This is a genomic window from Cobetia sp. BMC6, assembly GCF_029991385.1.
In the GTDB taxonomy this organism is placed as follows: domain Bacteria; phylum Pseudomonadota; class Gammaproteobacteria; order Pseudomonadales; family Halomonadaceae; genus Cobetia.
This window is the reverse complement of the sequence record NZ_JAKUMF010000003.1, coordinates 50,906-67,232: the sequence shown is the minus strand read 5'-3', so window position 1 is coordinate 67,232 and position 16,327 is coordinate 50,906. Positions and strand designations below refer to the sequence as shown.

The following is a 16,327-nucleotide window of genomic DNA, read 5'->3' as shown; positions in this document are numbered from 1 at the left end:
AACGCGAAAGCTGGGAGATGGAGAGTAGCGTCAGCCCAGCGCGATCAGGCGATTGCGGACGTCGTTGATCTGGTCGCGCAGTCGACCGGCTTCCTCGAACTCGAGGTTCTTGGCCGCGGCAAACATGGCATCTTCGAGACGGCTGATCTCCTTTTCAAGCGCCTGAGGACCTTCGGCCGCCAGCGCGGCGTAGTCCGGCGTCTCTTCCGCCACCTGACGCTCGCTGCCCTTGCGACGGCTGCTCTTGCGGCCCGGTGCCTGGGCACCTTCCATAATATCCGCCACCGACTTGGTGATGGTGCGCGGCGTGATGCCGTGCTCGTCATTGAAGGCCATCTGCTTCTCGCGACGGCGTTCGGTCTCGGCGATGGCCCGCTGCATGGAATCGGTGATGCGATCCCCGTACAGGATGGCCTTGCCGTTGGCATTACGCGCCGCACGGCCGATGGTCTGGATCAGGGAGCGTTCCGAGCGCAGGAAGCCCTCCTTGTCGGCATCCAGAATCGCCACCAGCGAGACCTCCGGAATATCGAGGCCCTCTCGCAGCAGGTTGATGCCGACCAGCACATCGAACTTGCCCAGACGCAGGTCACGAATGATCTCGACGCGCTCGACGGTATCGATATCGGAGTGCAGATAACGCACCCGCACGTCGTGCTCGCCCAGATACTCGGTCAAGTCTTCCGACATGCGCTTGGTCAGCGTGGTGATAAGCACGCGCTCGCCCACCTGGGTGCGCGCCTTGATCTCGGAGAGCACATCATCGACCTGGGTCGAGGCCGAACGCACCTCGATGATCGGATCGAGCAGTCCAGTTGGACGTACCACCTGCTCCACCACCTGGCCGGCATGTTCTTCCTCATAGGGGCCAGGCGTCGCCGAGACGAATACCGTCTGCGGCAGGATGCTCTCCCACTCCTCGAATTTCATCGGGCGGTTGTCGAGGGCCGACGGCAGGCGGAAGCCGTACTCCACCAGCGTCTCCTTGCGCGAACGGTCACCGCGGTACATGCCGCCGACCTGCGGCACGCTGACGTGAGACTCGTCGATGAAGACCAGTGCATCCTTGGGCAGGTAGTCGAAGAAGGTCGGCGGCGCATTGCCGGGATCACGCCCCGACAGATAGCGCGAGTAGTTCTCGATGCCGTTGCAGTAGCCCAGCTCCATCATCATCTCGATGTCATAGAGGGTACGCTGCTCCAGGCGCTGGGCCTCGACCAGCTTGTCGTGCTTGCGCAGGTAATCGAGGCGCTCGACGAGTTCTTCCTTGATGCGATCAACCGCGGCGACGATGGTCTCGCGCGGCGTCACGTAGTGACTCTTGGGATAGATGGTCATGCGCGGCACCGACTCGGTTACTTCACCGGTCAGCGGATCGAACAGCCGGATGGAATCGATCTCGTCATCGAACAGCTCGACACGCACCGCCTGCTCTTCGGAGTCGGCCGGGAAGATGTCGATCACGTCGCCACGCACCCGATAGGTACCGCGCCGGAAATCCATATCGTTGCGAGTGTACTGCAGCTCCGCCAGACGCCTTAGGAAGCCACGCTGGTCGATCTGCTCACCACGATTGAAGTGCAGGCGCATCTTCAGGTATTGATCCGGATCCCCCAGGCCGTAGATGGCCGAGACGGAGACCACGATGATCGCATCGCGGCGTTCCAGCAGCGCCTTGGTCGCCGACAGGCGCATCTGCTCGATATGGTCGTTGATCGAGGCATCCTTCTCGATGAAGGTGTCCGAGGAGGCGACGTAGGCTTCGGGCTGATAGTAATCGTAATAGGAGACGAAATATTCGACGGCGTTGTCGGGGAAGAACGACTTGAACTCGCCGTACAGCTGTGCCGCCAGCGTCTTGTTGGGGGCCATGACGATGGCCGGGCGCTGCAGACGCTCCACGATGTTGGCCACCGTGAAGGTCTTGCCGGAGCCGGTCACGCCCAGGAGGGTCTGATGCGCCAGACCCGCGTCCAGGCCGGTGATCAGCTTCTCGATGGCCGCCGGTTGGTCACCGGCCGGCTGAAACTTGGAATCGATGCGAAATGATTTGCTCATGCGCTCTCAATGGTGGCAGTCAGTCAGGTCTTCAACTGACGACAGGCAGATGATTGCCCAGCGGCATCATTCGCTCGCGGGCGCTTCTCGACTGGTCACCAAGACCCGGGTGCTGGTCATCAGGCGATGGATGGGGCAACGCTCGGAGATCTCGATCAGACGCGCGCGCGTCTCGGCGTCCAGCTCATGGCCCTCCTCGGCCAGAAACTGCATGCTGACCGTGAGGCGGTATTCGCTGTCGCTGCCACGGCGCTCGTCGCTGTCGTCCCGGTCCACCGTGGTGGTGATCCCCGCCAGCGGCAAGCCCTTGCGCCTTGCGTACATCTGCACGGTGATCGACTTGCAGGCCCCCAGCGACAGGTCGAAGTAGTCATGCGGGTCCGGAGCGCTCTCGTCGCCACCGACCACCGCCGGCACATCGACCAGCAACTCATCAAAGCTAGCGACCTGTACCCGCTGCACGAAACTGCCTGACCGACGGCTGATTACCTCGATGCTCATTCGTCACCTCCCTGTCGCTGATCTGTCCGTGATCCCGCTCATGAGACGTTGCCTGCTCGCCGCCTGTCCAGCGTCACCGCACTGCGGTCACTTGACCTTGTAACCGGCCTTCTCGACCGCCTTGACCAGCGCGTCATAACGCACCTGACCGTCGACTTCGGCAAAGCCACGCCCGACCTCGGCTTCCTTGACGCCATCCATCATCATCAGCGCCGTGGTGACCTTGTTGACGTCCTTGACGCTCTCGACGCCGATCAAAGTAAGAGAAAAACTGGCCATCGTGTCATTCCTGTCATGCGGTAAAAAAGGGGCGCCGCGGCGCATTGCAGCCGTCAAGAATAGCACGGTTGCCTGGCAGTCAGCGCGGAGCAGACGCTTCGCAAGCCAGGCCGCAGAAACGCCTGGCAGGACGGGAGCCCAGATTTGCCCGTTCTTTTACTGCCACTTGAGGCACAAGGGGCTGACAGCCGCCAGCTGGCGCGTGACAATGCGGGCATCCGACATGCCGCATGGTTGCCAGAGCGCCACCGGCAGTTCACTCCTTCGCAACAGGATGGTGGTAGATGAATCCCTTCAAGACCCTGATGCAAGACCACGGCTACCAGCTCGGCGAGGACGGCCGCCTGACGCTGGGTGAGCCAGACGATGCCTCCATGCCAATCGCTGGCATAGCTGACCGCACCCTGGCCGAAAATGGGTTGACCCCGCTGGGCAATTTCGAAGTCCTCGAGGTCTGCGGCAAGGATGGCGAACGCTTTCTGCAGGGGCAGACCTCACAGCAGCTGAGTCTGGTCGATGGCGAGCTGGCGCCGCTGACGACCTTCTGCACACCGAAGGGGCGCATTCTGGCCATGGCTCAGCTGCTGCGCGTCAGCGAAGAGCGCCTGTGGCTGGTGATGCCGGCTGGCACCGCCGAACCGCTGCGCGCCCATCTGGCCAAGTTCGCGCCCTTCTACAGGGTGACGCTGGAGGTGTCGTGCGAGCTGAGCGTGCTCGGCCTTCTCGGCGAACAGACTCTGGCGGCCTGTGCCGACGCCCTGGCGGCACCGGCTCTGCCCGCGTACGACCTGGCCATGCGCTCGGTTCTCCAGTCGCCCCTGCAGTCGAGCGAGGAAGAAGAACCGCAGACCTGCGCGCTGGCTCGCCAGCCGTCAGGCGATACCCCGCGCGCGATACTGGTCGGCCCGCATGCCACCCTGGCAAGCCTCGCGACGGCGCTTTTTGCACGCGATGTGGCCGCCAGCGACGAAACCCGCTGGCGCCTGGAAGATATTCGCGCCGGTCTGCAGTGGGTCACTTCCGCGCAGACTGACAGCTGGCTGCCGCAGATGCTCAATCTGGAAGCCCTCGCCGCGATCAGCTTCAAGAAAGGCTGCTATACCGGTCAGGAAGTCGTGGCACGTGCCCACTTCCGCGGTCAGGTCAAGAAGCGCCTGCAACGCCTGACGACAATGCAGCCGGCCGATTTGCCGGCGGTGGGCAGCAAGGTCACATCTCCCGATGGCAAGTCCCTTGGCGAGGTGCTGCAGGCAGCCCATGATGAGCAGGGACGCCTGGAGCTGCTGGCCGTGATCAGCCTGCGTGATGAAGAGATCGCGTTGGCATTAGAAGATGGCACCGAGCTTGAGCGCAGCGCACTGCCCTATGCCGTCGAGCGTCGCGACCCGGAGCAGCTCAAGGGCTGAAGGGTACGGTTTGAAGCACTGATTGCTTCCCAGACACCAAAAGAAAGCCCCGCGCGTGCCAAGGTGCGGGGCTTTTGACAGTCGGGATTGCTGATTTCAGGCGCCTGCCGGGGCTCACAGCCCTTACAGCCCTTCCGGCAGCCAGCCATCCCCTGCGATAAGGTGCTCGATCAGCTCCTGCACCGGCATCGGTCGTGCATAGAGATAGCCCTGATGCAGCGAACAGCCATGTGCGAGCAATTCCGCCCGCTGCTCTGGCGTCTCGATACCTTCTGCTACCACCGCAAGATGGAAAGCCTCCGCCAGGCCCAGCATTGCTTCGATCATGGCCTGCCCCTTGCTGGAGCCAAGCGCCATCACGAACTGGCGATCGATCTTGAGCTTGTCGAACGGCAACTGCTGAAGCTGTGACAGCGAGGAGTAGCCCGTACCGAAATCGTCCAATGCCAATGCCACGCCGTGAGCCCGGATGGTCTGGAACAGCACGGCGAGTGCCTGGATGTCATCCGGCAGCTGGCTCTCGACCAGCTCAAGCGTCAGGCGCTCACACAGCTCCGGATGCCGGAACAACATTTCCAGGTCTGACAGGAAGCGCTTGTCCATCATGTGGCGCACGGTCACGTTGACGCTCAGATGCAACTCATGGCCGCTTTCGTGGACGCGCATCAAGGTCGCGATGCTTTCCTTGAGCACCCAGCGCCCCAGCGCGACATCCAGGCGTGCGGACTCGACGATCGCCATGAAATCCGCCGAGCCCATCAAGCCATGTTCGGGGTGCTGCCAGCGAATCAACGCCTCCGACAGCTGCAAGCGGCCGCTACGCCCATCGACGATCGGCTGCACGAAGAGCCTGAGCTGATTCTCACGCAGCGCGACGGTGAACTCGGCCTCCAGCTGCTTGAGGCGACGCAACTCACGCTCCGCCTCCTCATCGAAGAAATGCCACTCACGTTGGCACTGCTGGGTATCGTGCAAGGCACGCTCGGCGCGATAGACCAGCGCATCCACCTGGTGGCCATCCTCGGGGTAGCGCGTGATGCCCAGACTCGGCTGCAGATAGATCACCTCATCATTGAGCGTGACCTTGTCACGCACGGCATTCAGCAGGTTGTCCAGCCAGCCACTGATACCGCCACGCGTCGCTTCCAGCAGCCGGCGCTGGACCATGATCAGCAGCCTGTCGGTCTCGAGGCGCGCCACATCGCCCGAATTCCCCAGCAAGGGAGCGATACGCTTCTTGACCTGCTCCAGCTGGTGATTGCCCGGCTCGGCGCCGGCATGATCATAGAGCACCTGCAAACCGCCAATCCGCAGCGCCATCAGCACGAAGCCCTCCATCGGCGCGACCTCACCCAGCTGATCAATCCGCACCTTGATCAGGCGCAGCATGCCTTCACGGCTGAGCAGGCCGGTATCGAGATCCGTCTCGCGCTCCTCGAGCAACTGGTGCTGGAGCAGCACGCGTTCCTGCTCCAATCCTCGTACCACCAGCGTATCGAGGGTCATGTCCAGCAACGGCATCATCTCGGTGGGATTGAGTTGGTGGCCACGACTGGCCACCAGCAGCGATTCGCTGCGCCCGGGATGCGGCGAGACCGAATACCCCATCAGCTGGCTGGCACCCAGTCGCTGGCACAGCAGCAGCGCGCGGTCATTCGGCTCATTGGCATTCCTGTCGACGCTCCCATCGCCTTCGCGCCGCGAGCGATCATCGGCTGACACGCACACGCGTCCCACCGGCAGGCGCCAGAGAGGATCATGCCGCAACGATTCCTCACTCAACCACTCACGCTCATCGTGACTCTGCAGGATCAGGTAGCCAGCGTTGGGGTTTCCCACCTCACGCCGATAGAGGATGATCTCTGCTCCCAGCATCTCGCGCACGCGCTGCAGATACCGGGTGAGAGACGCTCGCGCATTCTGCGGCGTGTGGGTTTCATAGGGGGCGCTCAGGAATTGCTGGTTGAGGATGCTGTGGCGCTGGTATTGATGCTCGAGATAGGCGCCATAGGCCTGGCTCGCTCTGCGGCGCCGACTGTCGCGCACCAACATGCCGATGGTCCCCATGCCCGCAAGCAAAATGATCAACAGCAACACCGCCAGCGGAGCGCCCATCTCCTGCAGCAACTGAGCGACGCGGTTTTCATTCTGCCAGCAGGCCTTGGCATGGTTGTAGCGATCGGCACGGCCGGACGCCGGCAAGGCCACGCAGACCTGCTGCGTCGCGATGGGCTGTGGCATGGCATTGCTGACCACCTGCAGACCCTTCAAGCCCAGTACGGCCGCCTGCTCATCGAGCAGGTCTGCCGTGAGCGGCATGCCCAGTATCAACAACCCCTGCTCGTCTCGCGGTGGCAAGGCCTCCTCATCCTCGTAGAGCCCCTGCACGCCGATCAGCCATGGCTGGTGGTCGACGATCAACCAGGCCAGCTGAGGCTGCGTCGGTGACTGACGGGCAACCTGCATGACGGGGGCGAGCGCACGTCGCCAGCTCACCGGCTGCTTGCCCAGCCAGTCGGCCCCCGGCGATCCGGCGTTGTGCTGGACCCAGGCTACCACCTGGCCATCGCCACGCACCGCAGAGATCAGATGTATGCCGGTATTGATGGCGAATTCGGGGCCATACATGTACTCAAGCCAGGTCGTGTCGAGCTTGGGCTCGCGCAGAAACCTAGTCACGGCTTCTTCCCAGTAGCCGTTTTCCTGCAACTGCCCCTCGAGCAGGCGCTGTTCACTCCTGATCCACAAGGCCAGCCGCTGCCTGTCGGATTCATGATCCGCCTCGCGGGATTGCGTGATCTGGCTGGCCGTCAACCAGGCGGTGGCCAGCAATGCCGCCAGCAACAGCAGCGGCAGCAGGTACATCCGATAGCGGGGGCCAGCAGGCAGGAAGGCGTGCGCGAAGACAGCAGAGGACTCATGTGACGACACACGAGAGGAGGAACGCGGTGCTGAAGAATCTGACATTGATTTACCGATGATGAGGCGACCTCCTGAACCGGGTCGGCAGGCTGTCACCTGGCCTTTGAGGTCAGTCTAGATCAGACGTTCAGTTGAAGAATACGCTGCACATTCGTCGTGGTGGATAACGCGATATCGTGGCGACTGCTCGAGCGGAGCTCCGCCACCACGTCCGCGACCTTCGCCACTCGCGATGGCTCATTGCGCTGGCCCTGAAACCCGCACAGCGGCATGTCGGGGCTATCGGTTTCCAGAACGAAGCCATCGTCGGGCAGTGACGCCACCACTCCGCGCAGCTTGTTGGCACGCGGGTAGGTCACGCTGCCGCCCAGCCCCAGCACAAAGCCAAGCTCGAGAAAGCGCTGTGCCTGCACCTGACTGCCCGCGAAGGCATGGATGATGCCGCCACGGGTGAGTCGTGCCTGCTTGAGGCGCTTGGCCACTTCGTCGTTGGCGCGCACGCAGTGCACGATGACAGGCAAGGAGAATTCGCGTGCCATGCTCAGCTGGGACTCGAACAGCTGCCATTGGGCGTCATGATCGGCCAATCGCGTATCGAAGCCACATTCTCCCAACGCGACGATCTTGCCAGCATGCTGGTCGAGAGCCTGATGAAGCGACGCCAGCGCGTCATCGCCATGCTCGGACAGAAAATAGGGATGCAACCCCAGGGCACCGAACATACGCGCCGATGAACCCGCCAGCGCCAGCACTGCCGGGAAGCTTGCCACCGTGGTGGCGGGCACCACGAAGGCCGAGACGTCTTCATGCTCGGCACGCGCGATGACCGCCTCACGATCCGGCGTGAAGTCAGCGAAATCCAGATGGCAATGGCTGTCGATCAGCATGGAATCTCCCAGGGATGGTCGTACAGCCATCGTGCTATATCAGCGTGTGTCAAACAAACGAAGGGACCGGCCTGGTGGCCGGTCCCTTGTGGACAAGTGTCGATATTGCTTGTTAGTGGTCGTGACTGGCGCAGATGGCCTAGGCCGCCTCCACCGGCGCTGCCGACGCCAGTTCGGAGGTGCAATGACCACAACGGGTCGCCGCCAGCGGCACCCTGGAAAGGCAATACGGGCAATCCTTGTCGGTGACCTCTTCGGGCGCTTCCTCGGCTTCCTTCTTGAGCTTGTTGATCTGGCGGATCAACACGAAGACCGCCAGCGCCACCAGCGCAAAACTGATGATGGCATTGATGAACAAGCCATAATTCAGCGTCACGGCTCCCGCTTCCTTCGCGGCATCCAGGCTGGCATAGGGGGCAGCCTGAGCGCCTTCCTTGAGCACGATGAAGAAATTCGAGAAATCGACTCCCCCGATCAGCAGCCCGATCAGCGGGTTGAGCATGTCCCCCACCAGACTCTTGACGATCAGTGTGAATGCCCCGCCGATGATGATGCCGACGGCCATGTCGACGACGTTACCCTTGACGGCAAAATCACGAAATTCCTGCATGAATCCGGACATCTGTCATCTCCTGTCACTCGCTAACCATCCGGTGAATTGCCACGCATCATGCATGGCCCGCACTGAGACACATTCCACGCCATTGTTGTTGTCATTGTCTGCGCCCTACCGACCTTCGCCCCAGCAAGCTTCATCACACGGATGCCAGCAAGACAACATGACCCAAACATTATGCCGTGCTGATGCCGCGCCATGAGTTGGCTGTGTAAACGTAGGGTTACACGCATATCTGGACACAAAAAACGCCACCCCTCGGGGTGGCGTTCTTCATGACGTGATCGACAGTCTCGCTATCGCAGCGTCGCTGTGGCAGCGCCATTACTACATCGCCGCTAGGGCAACGCCATTGAGGCAACGCCGTTGCGGCAGCGCCGCTGTGGCAACTTTCTCAGTGCTCACGGGTCGCACGGAAGGTGATGTCCGGCCAGCGTTCCTGGGTCAGCTGCAGGTTGACGCGGGTCGGCGCGATGTAGGTCAGCCAGCCGCCGCCGTCGTAAGCCAGGTTGGCACTGGCCTTGCGTTTGAAGTCTTCCAGCATCTTGGTGTCATCGCAGTAGATCCAGCGTGCGGTCTGCACGTTGATCGCCTCATAGATGCACTCGACCTTGTACTCTTCCTTCAGGCGGTGAGCGACCACGTCAAACTGCAGCGTACCGACGGCACCGACGATCAGGTCGTTGTTGTCGAACGGCTGGAAGACCTGGGTCGCGCCCTCTTCGGAGAGCTGCTGCAGGCCCTTCTGCAGCGCCTTCATCTTCAGCGGGTCCTTAAGGCGCACGCGCTTGAAAAGTTCCGGCGCGAAGTGCGGAATGCCAGTGAAGCGCATGTCCTCGCCGATGGTGAAGGTATCACCGATCTGGATGGTACCGTGGTTGTGGAGGCCGATGATATCGCCCGGCCAGGCTTCTTCCACGTGGGAGCGGTCCGCCGCCATGAAGGTCAAGGCGTCGGGAATCTTGACGTCCTTGTTGATGCGCACATGGCGCATCTTCATGTTCTTCTCGTACTTGCCGGAGCAGACACGCAGGAAGGCGACACGGTCACGGTGCTTCGGGTCCATATTGGCCTGGATCTTGAACACGAAACCGGTGAAGCGGTCATCGTGGGCCGTGACTTCGCGGGTATCGGTATCGCGCGGCTGGGGGGGCGGGGCATATTCGACGAAGCCGTCGAGCATCTCGCGCACGCCGAAGTTGCCCATGGCAGTACCGAAGTAGACCGGCGTCAGCTCACCGCGACGATAGGCCTCGAGATCGAACTCGTGAGAGGCGCCTCGCACCAGCTCGACCTCCATGCTCAGCTCTTCGATCAGGTCCTCGCCCAGCACTTCGATGGCTTCGGGGCTGTCGAGGCCCTTGATGCGCACGTCGTCGGGAATGCGGTTGCCCTGGCCCTGCTTGTAGAGATGGATCTCGTCATTGAGCAGATGATAGACGCCCTTGAAGCCCTTGCCGACGCCGATCGGCCAGGTCATCGGCGCGCACTGGATGTTGAGTACCGTCTCGACTTCATCCATCACCTCGATGGGATCACGCGTCTCGCGGTCCATCTTGTTGACGAAGGTCAGAATCGGCGTGGTGCGCAGGCGGCAGACTTCCATCAGCTTGATGGTGCGGTCCTCGACACCCTTGGCGCCATCGATGACCATCAGCGCCGAGTCGACGGCAGTCAGCGTCCGGTAGGTATCTTCGGAGAAGTCCTCGTGCCCGGGGGTATCCAGCAGATTGACCATGCGGTCCTTGTAGGGGAACTGCATCACGGAGGTGGTCACGGAGATACCACGCTCCTGCTCCATCTTCATCCAGTCGGAGGTCGCGTGGCGATCGGCCCGCTTGCTCTTGACCGAGCCGGCCATCTGGATGGCATTCCCGAACAGCAGCAGCTTCTCGGTGATGGTGGTCTTACCGGCATCCGGGTGAGAGATGATGGCGAATGTACGGCGCACATCCGCCGCCTTGGCAATCTGGGAATCTGACATGAGCTGAAAGGCATCCGGCCCGACGTGAGGCACGCCGCGCGCACTGTTGGGTGAATAGCAGAACAAGACGAATGGCGCGCATTGTAGCGGCTGGCGCGGCGCGGCAACAGAGGCGAGCGTGATCTACACGCCTTCGATCATCCCTACGCGCGCGAAAATGCCAAGGCCTTACTCCTCGACCTCAGACAGTGTCTCAACGATATGGCACTGTGCCATCACCCCGCCGGCACAGCAGTGCGTCAGGCGCTGCAACTCTTCCTCCATGACGGCGAGGTCGCGCTGACGCTTGCGCACCTCGACCAGCTGCGCCTCGATGCGCGCGTCTATCTGATCGCACGGCAAGGACTGCTGGTCCGCCAGGCCCAGCAAGGCGCGGATGTCATCCAGCGAAAACCCCAGCCTCCGACAACGGCGGATGAAGGTCAGACGCCTGAGCTGTGCATTGCCATACTCACGATAGCCATTGGACGCGCGTCGCATCGGGGCCAACAGCCCCTGCTTCTCGTAGTAGCGGATCGTCACCGCCTGGACATCAGACGCCTTGGCCAGTTGGCCGATGCCCATCGTCACCTCGCCGTGCGATGACGTGAACGATTCCCCTCTCCGTGCGAAATCTCTTGCGGTCATCGATGACTTCTCCTCTCGCCGTGTGTCGCATGTCGATGCATCAACCGTTTCATCAGCCGACTTGACCTTATAGTGACTATAACCTCCATGCTGTCATCAACACGACAGGAGGCCAAGACCCATGAAAAGCTGTTGCGAAAGTAAATCCGGCGAGCTGGCAGAGCTCAGAGCCTCACAGGGCAAGGTCCTGAAGATTCTGCTGGCGCTGAATGCCAGCATGTTCTTCGTCGAATTCACCGCGGCCTGGTGGCTGGGTTCCACCGCGCTGCTGGGGGATTCCCTCGACATGTTCGGCGATGCCAGCGTTTACGCCCTGACTCTCTATGTCCTGCACCGCAGTGTGCGTGAACGCGCAATGAGTGCGCTGATCAAGGGCATCGTGATGCTGTCGCTAGGCCTGATCGTTTTTGGCGAAGCAGGCTACCAAGCCCTCAATGGAGTGGCACCGGCCGCCCACGGCATGGGCGTCTTCGCCCTGCTGGCACTGGTCGTAAATCTCATCTGCTTCGGCCTGCTGTGGCGCTTCAAGTCGGATGATCTCAACATGCGCTCCACCTGGCTGTGCTCACGCAATGACATCATCGCCAATGCCTCGGTCTTCGGGGCCGCGATACTGGTGGGCTGGACAGGCTCCCGCTGGCCGGACGTGCTGCTGGGGGCGGCGATTGCCGCACTCTTCCTGCAGTCCGCCTGGCAGGTGATTCGCGATGCGCGTGAAGAACTGCGCGAGGCCAGAGAGGCCGAGAACGATCAGATACCTGACGACCAGGACGCTTCCAACACCAGCAGCTGTTGCACCCCGCCGACGGCTGCGGTAGTGCTTGAGCAATCTCACGCCAGCAGTTGCTGCTCCAGCAAGCGCTGTGGTTGAAGCACGACGTCGCTGACCCATGACTGCCAGCAACACGAAAGCGCCCCGTCGGTACCGACGGGGCGCTTTCGTGTCTGGATAACACCAGGCTCAAGGGGCCGGACAATCTGGCTGACGCTCGGGGTGAGCCTGCCGGAAGGCTTCCAGTGACTGACAGGCCGCCTCGATGGCCAGAATCCTTGGGTAGTCCATAAGTTCACACTCGAAGCGCCGCGCATTGTAGAGCTGAGGCATCAGGCAGGCATCCGCCATGCCCGGGCTATCGCCATGGCAGAAACGCCCTGCACTTTCCGCCAGCATCACTTCCAGACGCGCGAAGCCCTCGGCGACCCAATGTCGATACCACTCAAGGCGCTGCTGCTGGGTGACCTCAAGCCGATCGGTCAGATAATTGAGCACGCGCGGATTGTTGAGCGGATGCATCTCACAAGCCATGAACTGACACAGTGAGCGCACCTTCGCACGCGCTTCAGGCGCGGAGGGCAACAGCGCCGGGGTGGGCCAGCGCTCCTCCAGATATTCTAGGATCGCGAGCGACTGGCTCAGGACCACAGATGTTGGGGTATCTCCCACCATCAGGGTCGGCACCAGTCCCTGGGGATTGATGGCCAGATAGTCCTCGCTGCGCTGTTCGCCCTTGAGCAGATTGACCGGCACCTGAGCGACCTCAATCCCCTTGAGCGCCAGCGCGATTCTTACCCGATAGCTGGTAGATGAACGGTAATAGCCATACAGACTCATTGAACTCATGCTGAACTCCCCTGTGACGCAGTTGGATGCCGGCCGCCCCTTCGCACTGTCTCGCGCCCAGTTGGCGTGAGGCTTACCGGCGCACGACGTCTTCCCGAGACGTGTCTCTGAGAAGCTCTGCCTGACGACGCCGCCCTCAGGCGTCCAACTGCGTCACCTGCTGATCAATGGCGCCGAAGATGCTCTGGCCATCGCGATCGAACATCTCGATGCGGATGCGATCACCGAAACGCATGAAGGGAGTGCGAATCTCATCGAACAGGATCTTCTCGACCATGCGCACTTCCGCCAGACAGCTGTAGCCCACACCCCCTTCACTGATCGGCTTGCCGGGGCCGCCATCCTTGCCGGGATTGGACACGGTGCCTGAACCGATGATCGCGCCGGCGCCCAGTGGACGGGTCTTCGCGGCATGCGCCACCAGCTGCGGGAAGCTGAAGATCATGTCTGGCCCGGACTCTGGCTCACCGAACTTCTCACCATTGAGATGCACGCTCAGCGGCAGATGCACGCGCCCCTGCTGCCAGGCCTCCCCCAGCTCGTCCGGCGTCACGGCGATGGGCGAGAAGCTTGACGACGGCTTGGCCTGGAAGAAGCCGAAGCCCTTGGCCAGCTCGCCGGGGATCAGTCCACGCAGACTGACGTCATTGACCAGCATCAACAGGCGAATATGGTCCTCGGCCTGCTCCGGACTGACATGCATCGGCACATCATCGGTGATGACGGCGATCTCGCCTTCGAAATCGATGCCATGCTCCTCACTGACACATACGATATCGGCGCTGGGGGCCAGGAAGCTGTCGCTGCCGCCCTGATACATCAGTGGGTCGTGCCAGAAGGTCTCGGGCATCTCGGCGCCACGCGCCTGACGCACCAGCTGCACATGATTCAGATACGCCGAGCCGTCTGCCCACTGGTAACTGCGAGGCAGCGGGGAATGCAGCGCCTGACTTTCCAGCGCAAAAGCGTCCGCCAGCGTGCCATCATTTAGCGCCACGTAGCGTTGCTCGAGCCTGGGCGCCAGCGACGTCCAGTCTTCCAGCAGCGCCTGCAGCGTCGTGGCGACATCCGCGACCTTGACGGCGCGGGTCAGGTCACGGGAGACCAGCAGCAGTGTTCCATCGCGGGAACCATCCTGGCAGGTAGCGAATTTCATGGGTGCCTCCTTGAAGAGCAACGTGAGCAAGAATGCAGGAATTGCCTGGGGTCGGATGACGATGAAAAGTCAAAGGTCATCGCTGATGCAGGGTGGATTGAGGAGTGAATCAAGAGGTGGATTGAGGAGTGGTGTGGGACGTGAAGTGAGACGCGAGTCCCTGCCAGACCGAGCCATAGTCGCGCTGACGAGCGCTCGACGACAGGGCCTGCGGGGTGGGCTGGAACAGATAGCGACTCTCGAACATGAAGGCGAGCGTATTTCCCTGATAGCGGGGGGCAAGTTCCGCCCGACTGGCGGCCTCGAAGGTGGCAGCGTCAGGGCCATGCGGGGTCATGGCGTTGTGCAGACTCGCGCCTCCAGGACGGAAGCCTTCGCGTTTGGCGTCGTACTCACCATGGATAAGCCCCATCAACTCGCTCATCAGGTTGCGATGGAAGTACGGCGGCCGGAAGGTGTTCTCGGCGACCATCCAGCGTGGCGGAAAGATCACGAAGTCCAGATTGGCGACCCCGGCAGTGTCCGACGGTGAGGTCAGCACGGTGAAGATAGAGGGATCAGGATGATCGAAGCTGACCGTGTTGATCGTATTGAAGGTCGCCAGATCATATTTGTAGGGCGCGTAATTGCCGTGCCAGGCCACGACATCCAGCGGTGAATGATCCAGACTCGCGCGCCAGAAACGCCCGCCGAACTTTGCCACCAGCGTGAAGTCACCGGCTTCGTCCTCGAAACGTGCCGATGGCGCGAGGAAGTCACGTGGATTGGCCAGTCCATTGCTACCGATGGGCCCCAGCGAGGGCAGCTCGAGAGGCGCGCCGTAGTTCTCGGCCACATAACCACGACAGCCTTCCGCGTGCCCCGCCAGCGGATTGAGCTGGAACTTGATACCACGCGGGATCACGACGATCTCGCCGCTGGCGACTTCCAGCAGGCCCAGCTCGCTGCGCACCTCGATGGCACCCTGCTGCGGCACGATCAGCAATTCGCCGTCAGCATTGTAGAAAAAGCGCTGCTGCATGCCGCGAGTAAAGGCGTAGAGATGCGTGGCACAGCCCTGCTGCGCCTGGGCATCCCCATTGACCGCCAACGTGATCAGACCTTCCAGAAAATCGCCAGCGCAGAACGCGATGGGGTCCCAGCGCATCGGGTTGGGATCCGGCATTCCCTCGGCCAGCGGTGCGGTGGCGACCTGCGGCATCTCCATGGGCTGATAGGTGCCCTGCACCACCGAGGGCCGAATGCGGTAAAGCCAGCTGCGCAGGTTGTGGCTACGCGGCGCGGTGAAGGCCGAGCCGCTCAACTGCTCCGCGTACAGGCCGTAGGGGCAACGCTGGGGGGAGTTCTGGCCCTGCGGCAAGGCACCAGGCAACGCCTCGCTGGAGACATGATTGCGAAAACCGGCGTGATAACGACACTCAGCATTGCGCTCGCGCATGACGATTCATCTCCTTGTGGGCTCGCGGCTCCTGATGACCCGGGGCATCTACGGCACGACATGCCGCCACCGCCCCAAATAGTAACATATGAAACCATATAGCCAGATCCATACCTTGGCAATCGCCAAAGTGGCCGACTTTTGTCTTGCCCAACATCGAAAGTGGTAACATTGGCAACCTGATCTGGCCGCAATGCTCTGATGCGACAACGCAAGTCAGCCCTCTCACCGAGACAGGTAACTCTCGATGCAACGCACTGATGACACTCCCGAAGCGCGCGATGCCCTTGATGGGGATGCCTCCCAGGACACGCCCCGCTGCGAGCTGGATCTTGACCAGTTTTTGCCCTATCGCCTCAACCGACTGGCCGAGCGTACCAGTGAGGCGATGTTCGCCCGCTATGGCGAGCGCTTCGCCATCAATGTCGCCGAGTGGCGTCTGCTGGCCTGGTTGAGCCGTGGCATACCGATGACCGCACGGGAAATCAGTCTGCGCACCCACATGGACAAGGTACGCGTCTCGCGCGCCGTCAAATCACTGGAGAACCGTGAACTTATCCTGCGTCGTCCGAGCGAGCAGGACCAGCGTGCGCAGCTGCTGGTTCTCACCACCGAGGGTGAGGCCATGCTAGCCGAGCTGATTCCCGAAGCGCGGCGTTTCGAGGATGAGCTGCTCGGTGCGGTCAATGCACGCCAATACCGTGATCTGCTACTCACCATGCAGACCCTGGAGCGACAACTGGATCAACTGCCGGGCAGCGATTGAGCCAGGCATGCAAGACGCTCATCCACAGAACGACAGGGGATTTCCTGGCCGCCATTTCGCGTGATG

General features: G+C 61.8%; 14 protein-coding genes. 3 read left to right on the top strand and 11 right to left on the bottom strand.

What is annotated here, in order from left to right; all coding sequences use genetic code 11:
• Nucleotides 1-30: 30 nt before the first annotated feature.
• The 3 genes from uvrB to MKZ40_RS07715 all read right to left on the bottom strand — a co-directional run bounded on the left by uvrB (nt 31) and on the right by MKZ40_RS07715 (nt 2,838).
• Complete coding sequence (gene uvrB, locus MKZ40_RS07725; RefSeq protein ID WP_175090118.1) at nt 31-2,058, bottom strand: excinuclease ABC subunit UvrB; 2,028 nt, start codon at nt 2,056-2,058, stop codon at nt 31-33.
• Nucleotides 2,059-2,124: 66 nt separating this feature from the next.
• Entirely contained in the window at nt 2,125-2,559 is a 435-nt protein-coding gene (locus tag MKZ40_RS07720) for an OsmC family protein (protein ID WP_175090117.1), read from the bottom strand.
• 87 nt (nt 2,560-2,646) lie between these two features.
• The gene (locus MKZ40_RS07715; RefSeq protein ID WP_153635924.1) at nt 2,647-2,838 is read right to left on the bottom strand and encodes a hypothetical protein; all 192 of its coding nucleotides are present in this window, start codon (nt 2,836-2,838) and stop codon (nt 2,647-2,649) included.
• A 284-nt stretch (nt 2,839-3,122) separates the two neighbouring features.
• Here MKZ40_RS07715 and MKZ40_RS07710 point away from each other — a divergent pair, with 284 nt between their 5' ends.
• A complete protein-coding gene (locus MKZ40_RS07710; RefSeq protein ID WP_254627135.1) occupies nt 3,123-4,244 on the top strand; it encodes a folate-binding protein in 1,122 nt (373 codons plus the stop codon).
• A 123-nt stretch (nt 4,245-4,367) separates the two neighbouring features.
• Here MKZ40_RS07710 and MKZ40_RS07705 read toward each other — a convergent pair whose 3' ends face one another.
• The 5 genes from MKZ40_RS07705 to MKZ40_RS07685 form a co-directional block, all read right to left on the bottom strand.
• Nucleotides 4,368-7,211 carry an EAL domain-containing protein gene (locus MKZ40_RS07705; RefSeq protein ID WP_175090116.1) on the bottom strand — a complete coding sequence of 948 codons (2,844 nt, stop codon included), beginning with the start codon at nt 7,209-7,211 and terminating at the stop codon, nt 4,368-4,370.
• Between the two features lie 74 nt (nt 7,212-7,285).
• The gene (locus MKZ40_RS07700; RefSeq protein WP_175090115.1) at nt 7,286-8,053 is read right to left on the bottom strand and encodes a TatD family hydrolase; all 768 of its coding nucleotides are present in this window, start codon (nt 8,051-8,053) and stop codon (nt 7,286-7,288) included.
• 139 nt (nt 8,054-8,192) lie between these two features.
• The gene (mscL, locus tag MKZ40_RS07695; RefSeq protein ID WP_175090114.1) at nt 8,193-8,675 is read right to left on the bottom strand and encodes a large conductance mechanosensitive channel protein MscL; all 483 of its coding nucleotides are present in this window, start codon (nt 8,673-8,675) and stop codon (nt 8,193-8,195) included.
• A 388-nt stretch (nt 8,676-9,063) separates the two neighbouring features.
• Nucleotides 9,064-10,653 carry a peptide chain release factor 3 gene (locus MKZ40_RS07690; protein WP_175090113.1) on the bottom strand — a complete coding sequence of 530 codons (1,590 nt, stop codon included), beginning with the start codon at nt 10,651-10,653 and terminating at the stop codon, nt 9,064-9,066.
• A 168-nt stretch (nt 10,654-10,821) separates the two neighbouring features.
• Nucleotides 10,822-11,217: a helix-turn-helix domain-containing protein gene (locus MKZ40_RS07685; RefSeq protein WP_175090112.1), complete on the bottom strand. Its 396-nt coding sequence runs from the start codon at nt 11,215-11,217 to the stop codon at nt 10,822-10,824.
• Between the two features lie 184 nt (nt 11,218-11,401).
• On the opposite strand from MKZ40_RS07685, the gene MKZ40_RS07680 reads away from it, so the two are divergent.
• Complete coding sequence (locus MKZ40_RS07680; protein WP_153635929.1) at nt 11,402-12,151, top strand: cation diffusion facilitator family transporter; 750 nt, start codon at nt 11,402-11,404, stop codon at nt 12,149-12,151.
• 90 nt (nt 12,152-12,241) lie between these two features.
• Here MKZ40_RS07680 and maiA read toward each other — a convergent pair whose 3' ends face one another.
• The 3 genes from maiA to hmgA form a co-directional block, all read right to left on the bottom strand.
• Nucleotides 12,242-12,892, bottom strand: a complete 651-nt coding sequence (gene maiA / locus MKZ40_RS07675; RefSeq protein WP_175090157.1) for a maleylacetoacetate isomerase — start codon at nt 12,890-12,892, stop codon at nt 12,242-12,244.
• 145 nt (nt 12,893-13,037) lie between these two features.
• Nucleotides 13,038-14,057: a fumarylacetoacetate hydrolase family protein gene (locus tag MKZ40_RS07670; RefSeq protein WP_175090111.1), complete on the bottom strand. Its 1,020-nt coding sequence runs from the start codon at nt 14,055-14,057 to the stop codon at nt 13,038-13,040.
• Nucleotides 14,058-14,166: 109 nt separating this feature from the next.
• A complete protein-coding gene (gene hmgA, locus MKZ40_RS07665; protein WP_153635931.1) occupies nt 14,167-15,495 on the bottom strand; it encodes a homogentisate 1,2-dioxygenase in 1,329 nt (442 codons plus the stop codon).
• Nucleotides 15,496-15,742: 247 nt separating this feature from the next.
• Between hmgA and MKZ40_RS07660 the strand changes: the two genes are divergently transcribed.
• Nucleotides 15,743-16,261, top strand: a complete 519-nt coding sequence (locus MKZ40_RS07660) for a MarR family winged helix-turn-helix transcriptional regulator (protein WP_175090110.1) — start codon at nt 15,743-15,745, stop codon at nt 16,259-16,261.
• Nucleotides 16,262-16,327: the final 66 nt, after the last annotated feature.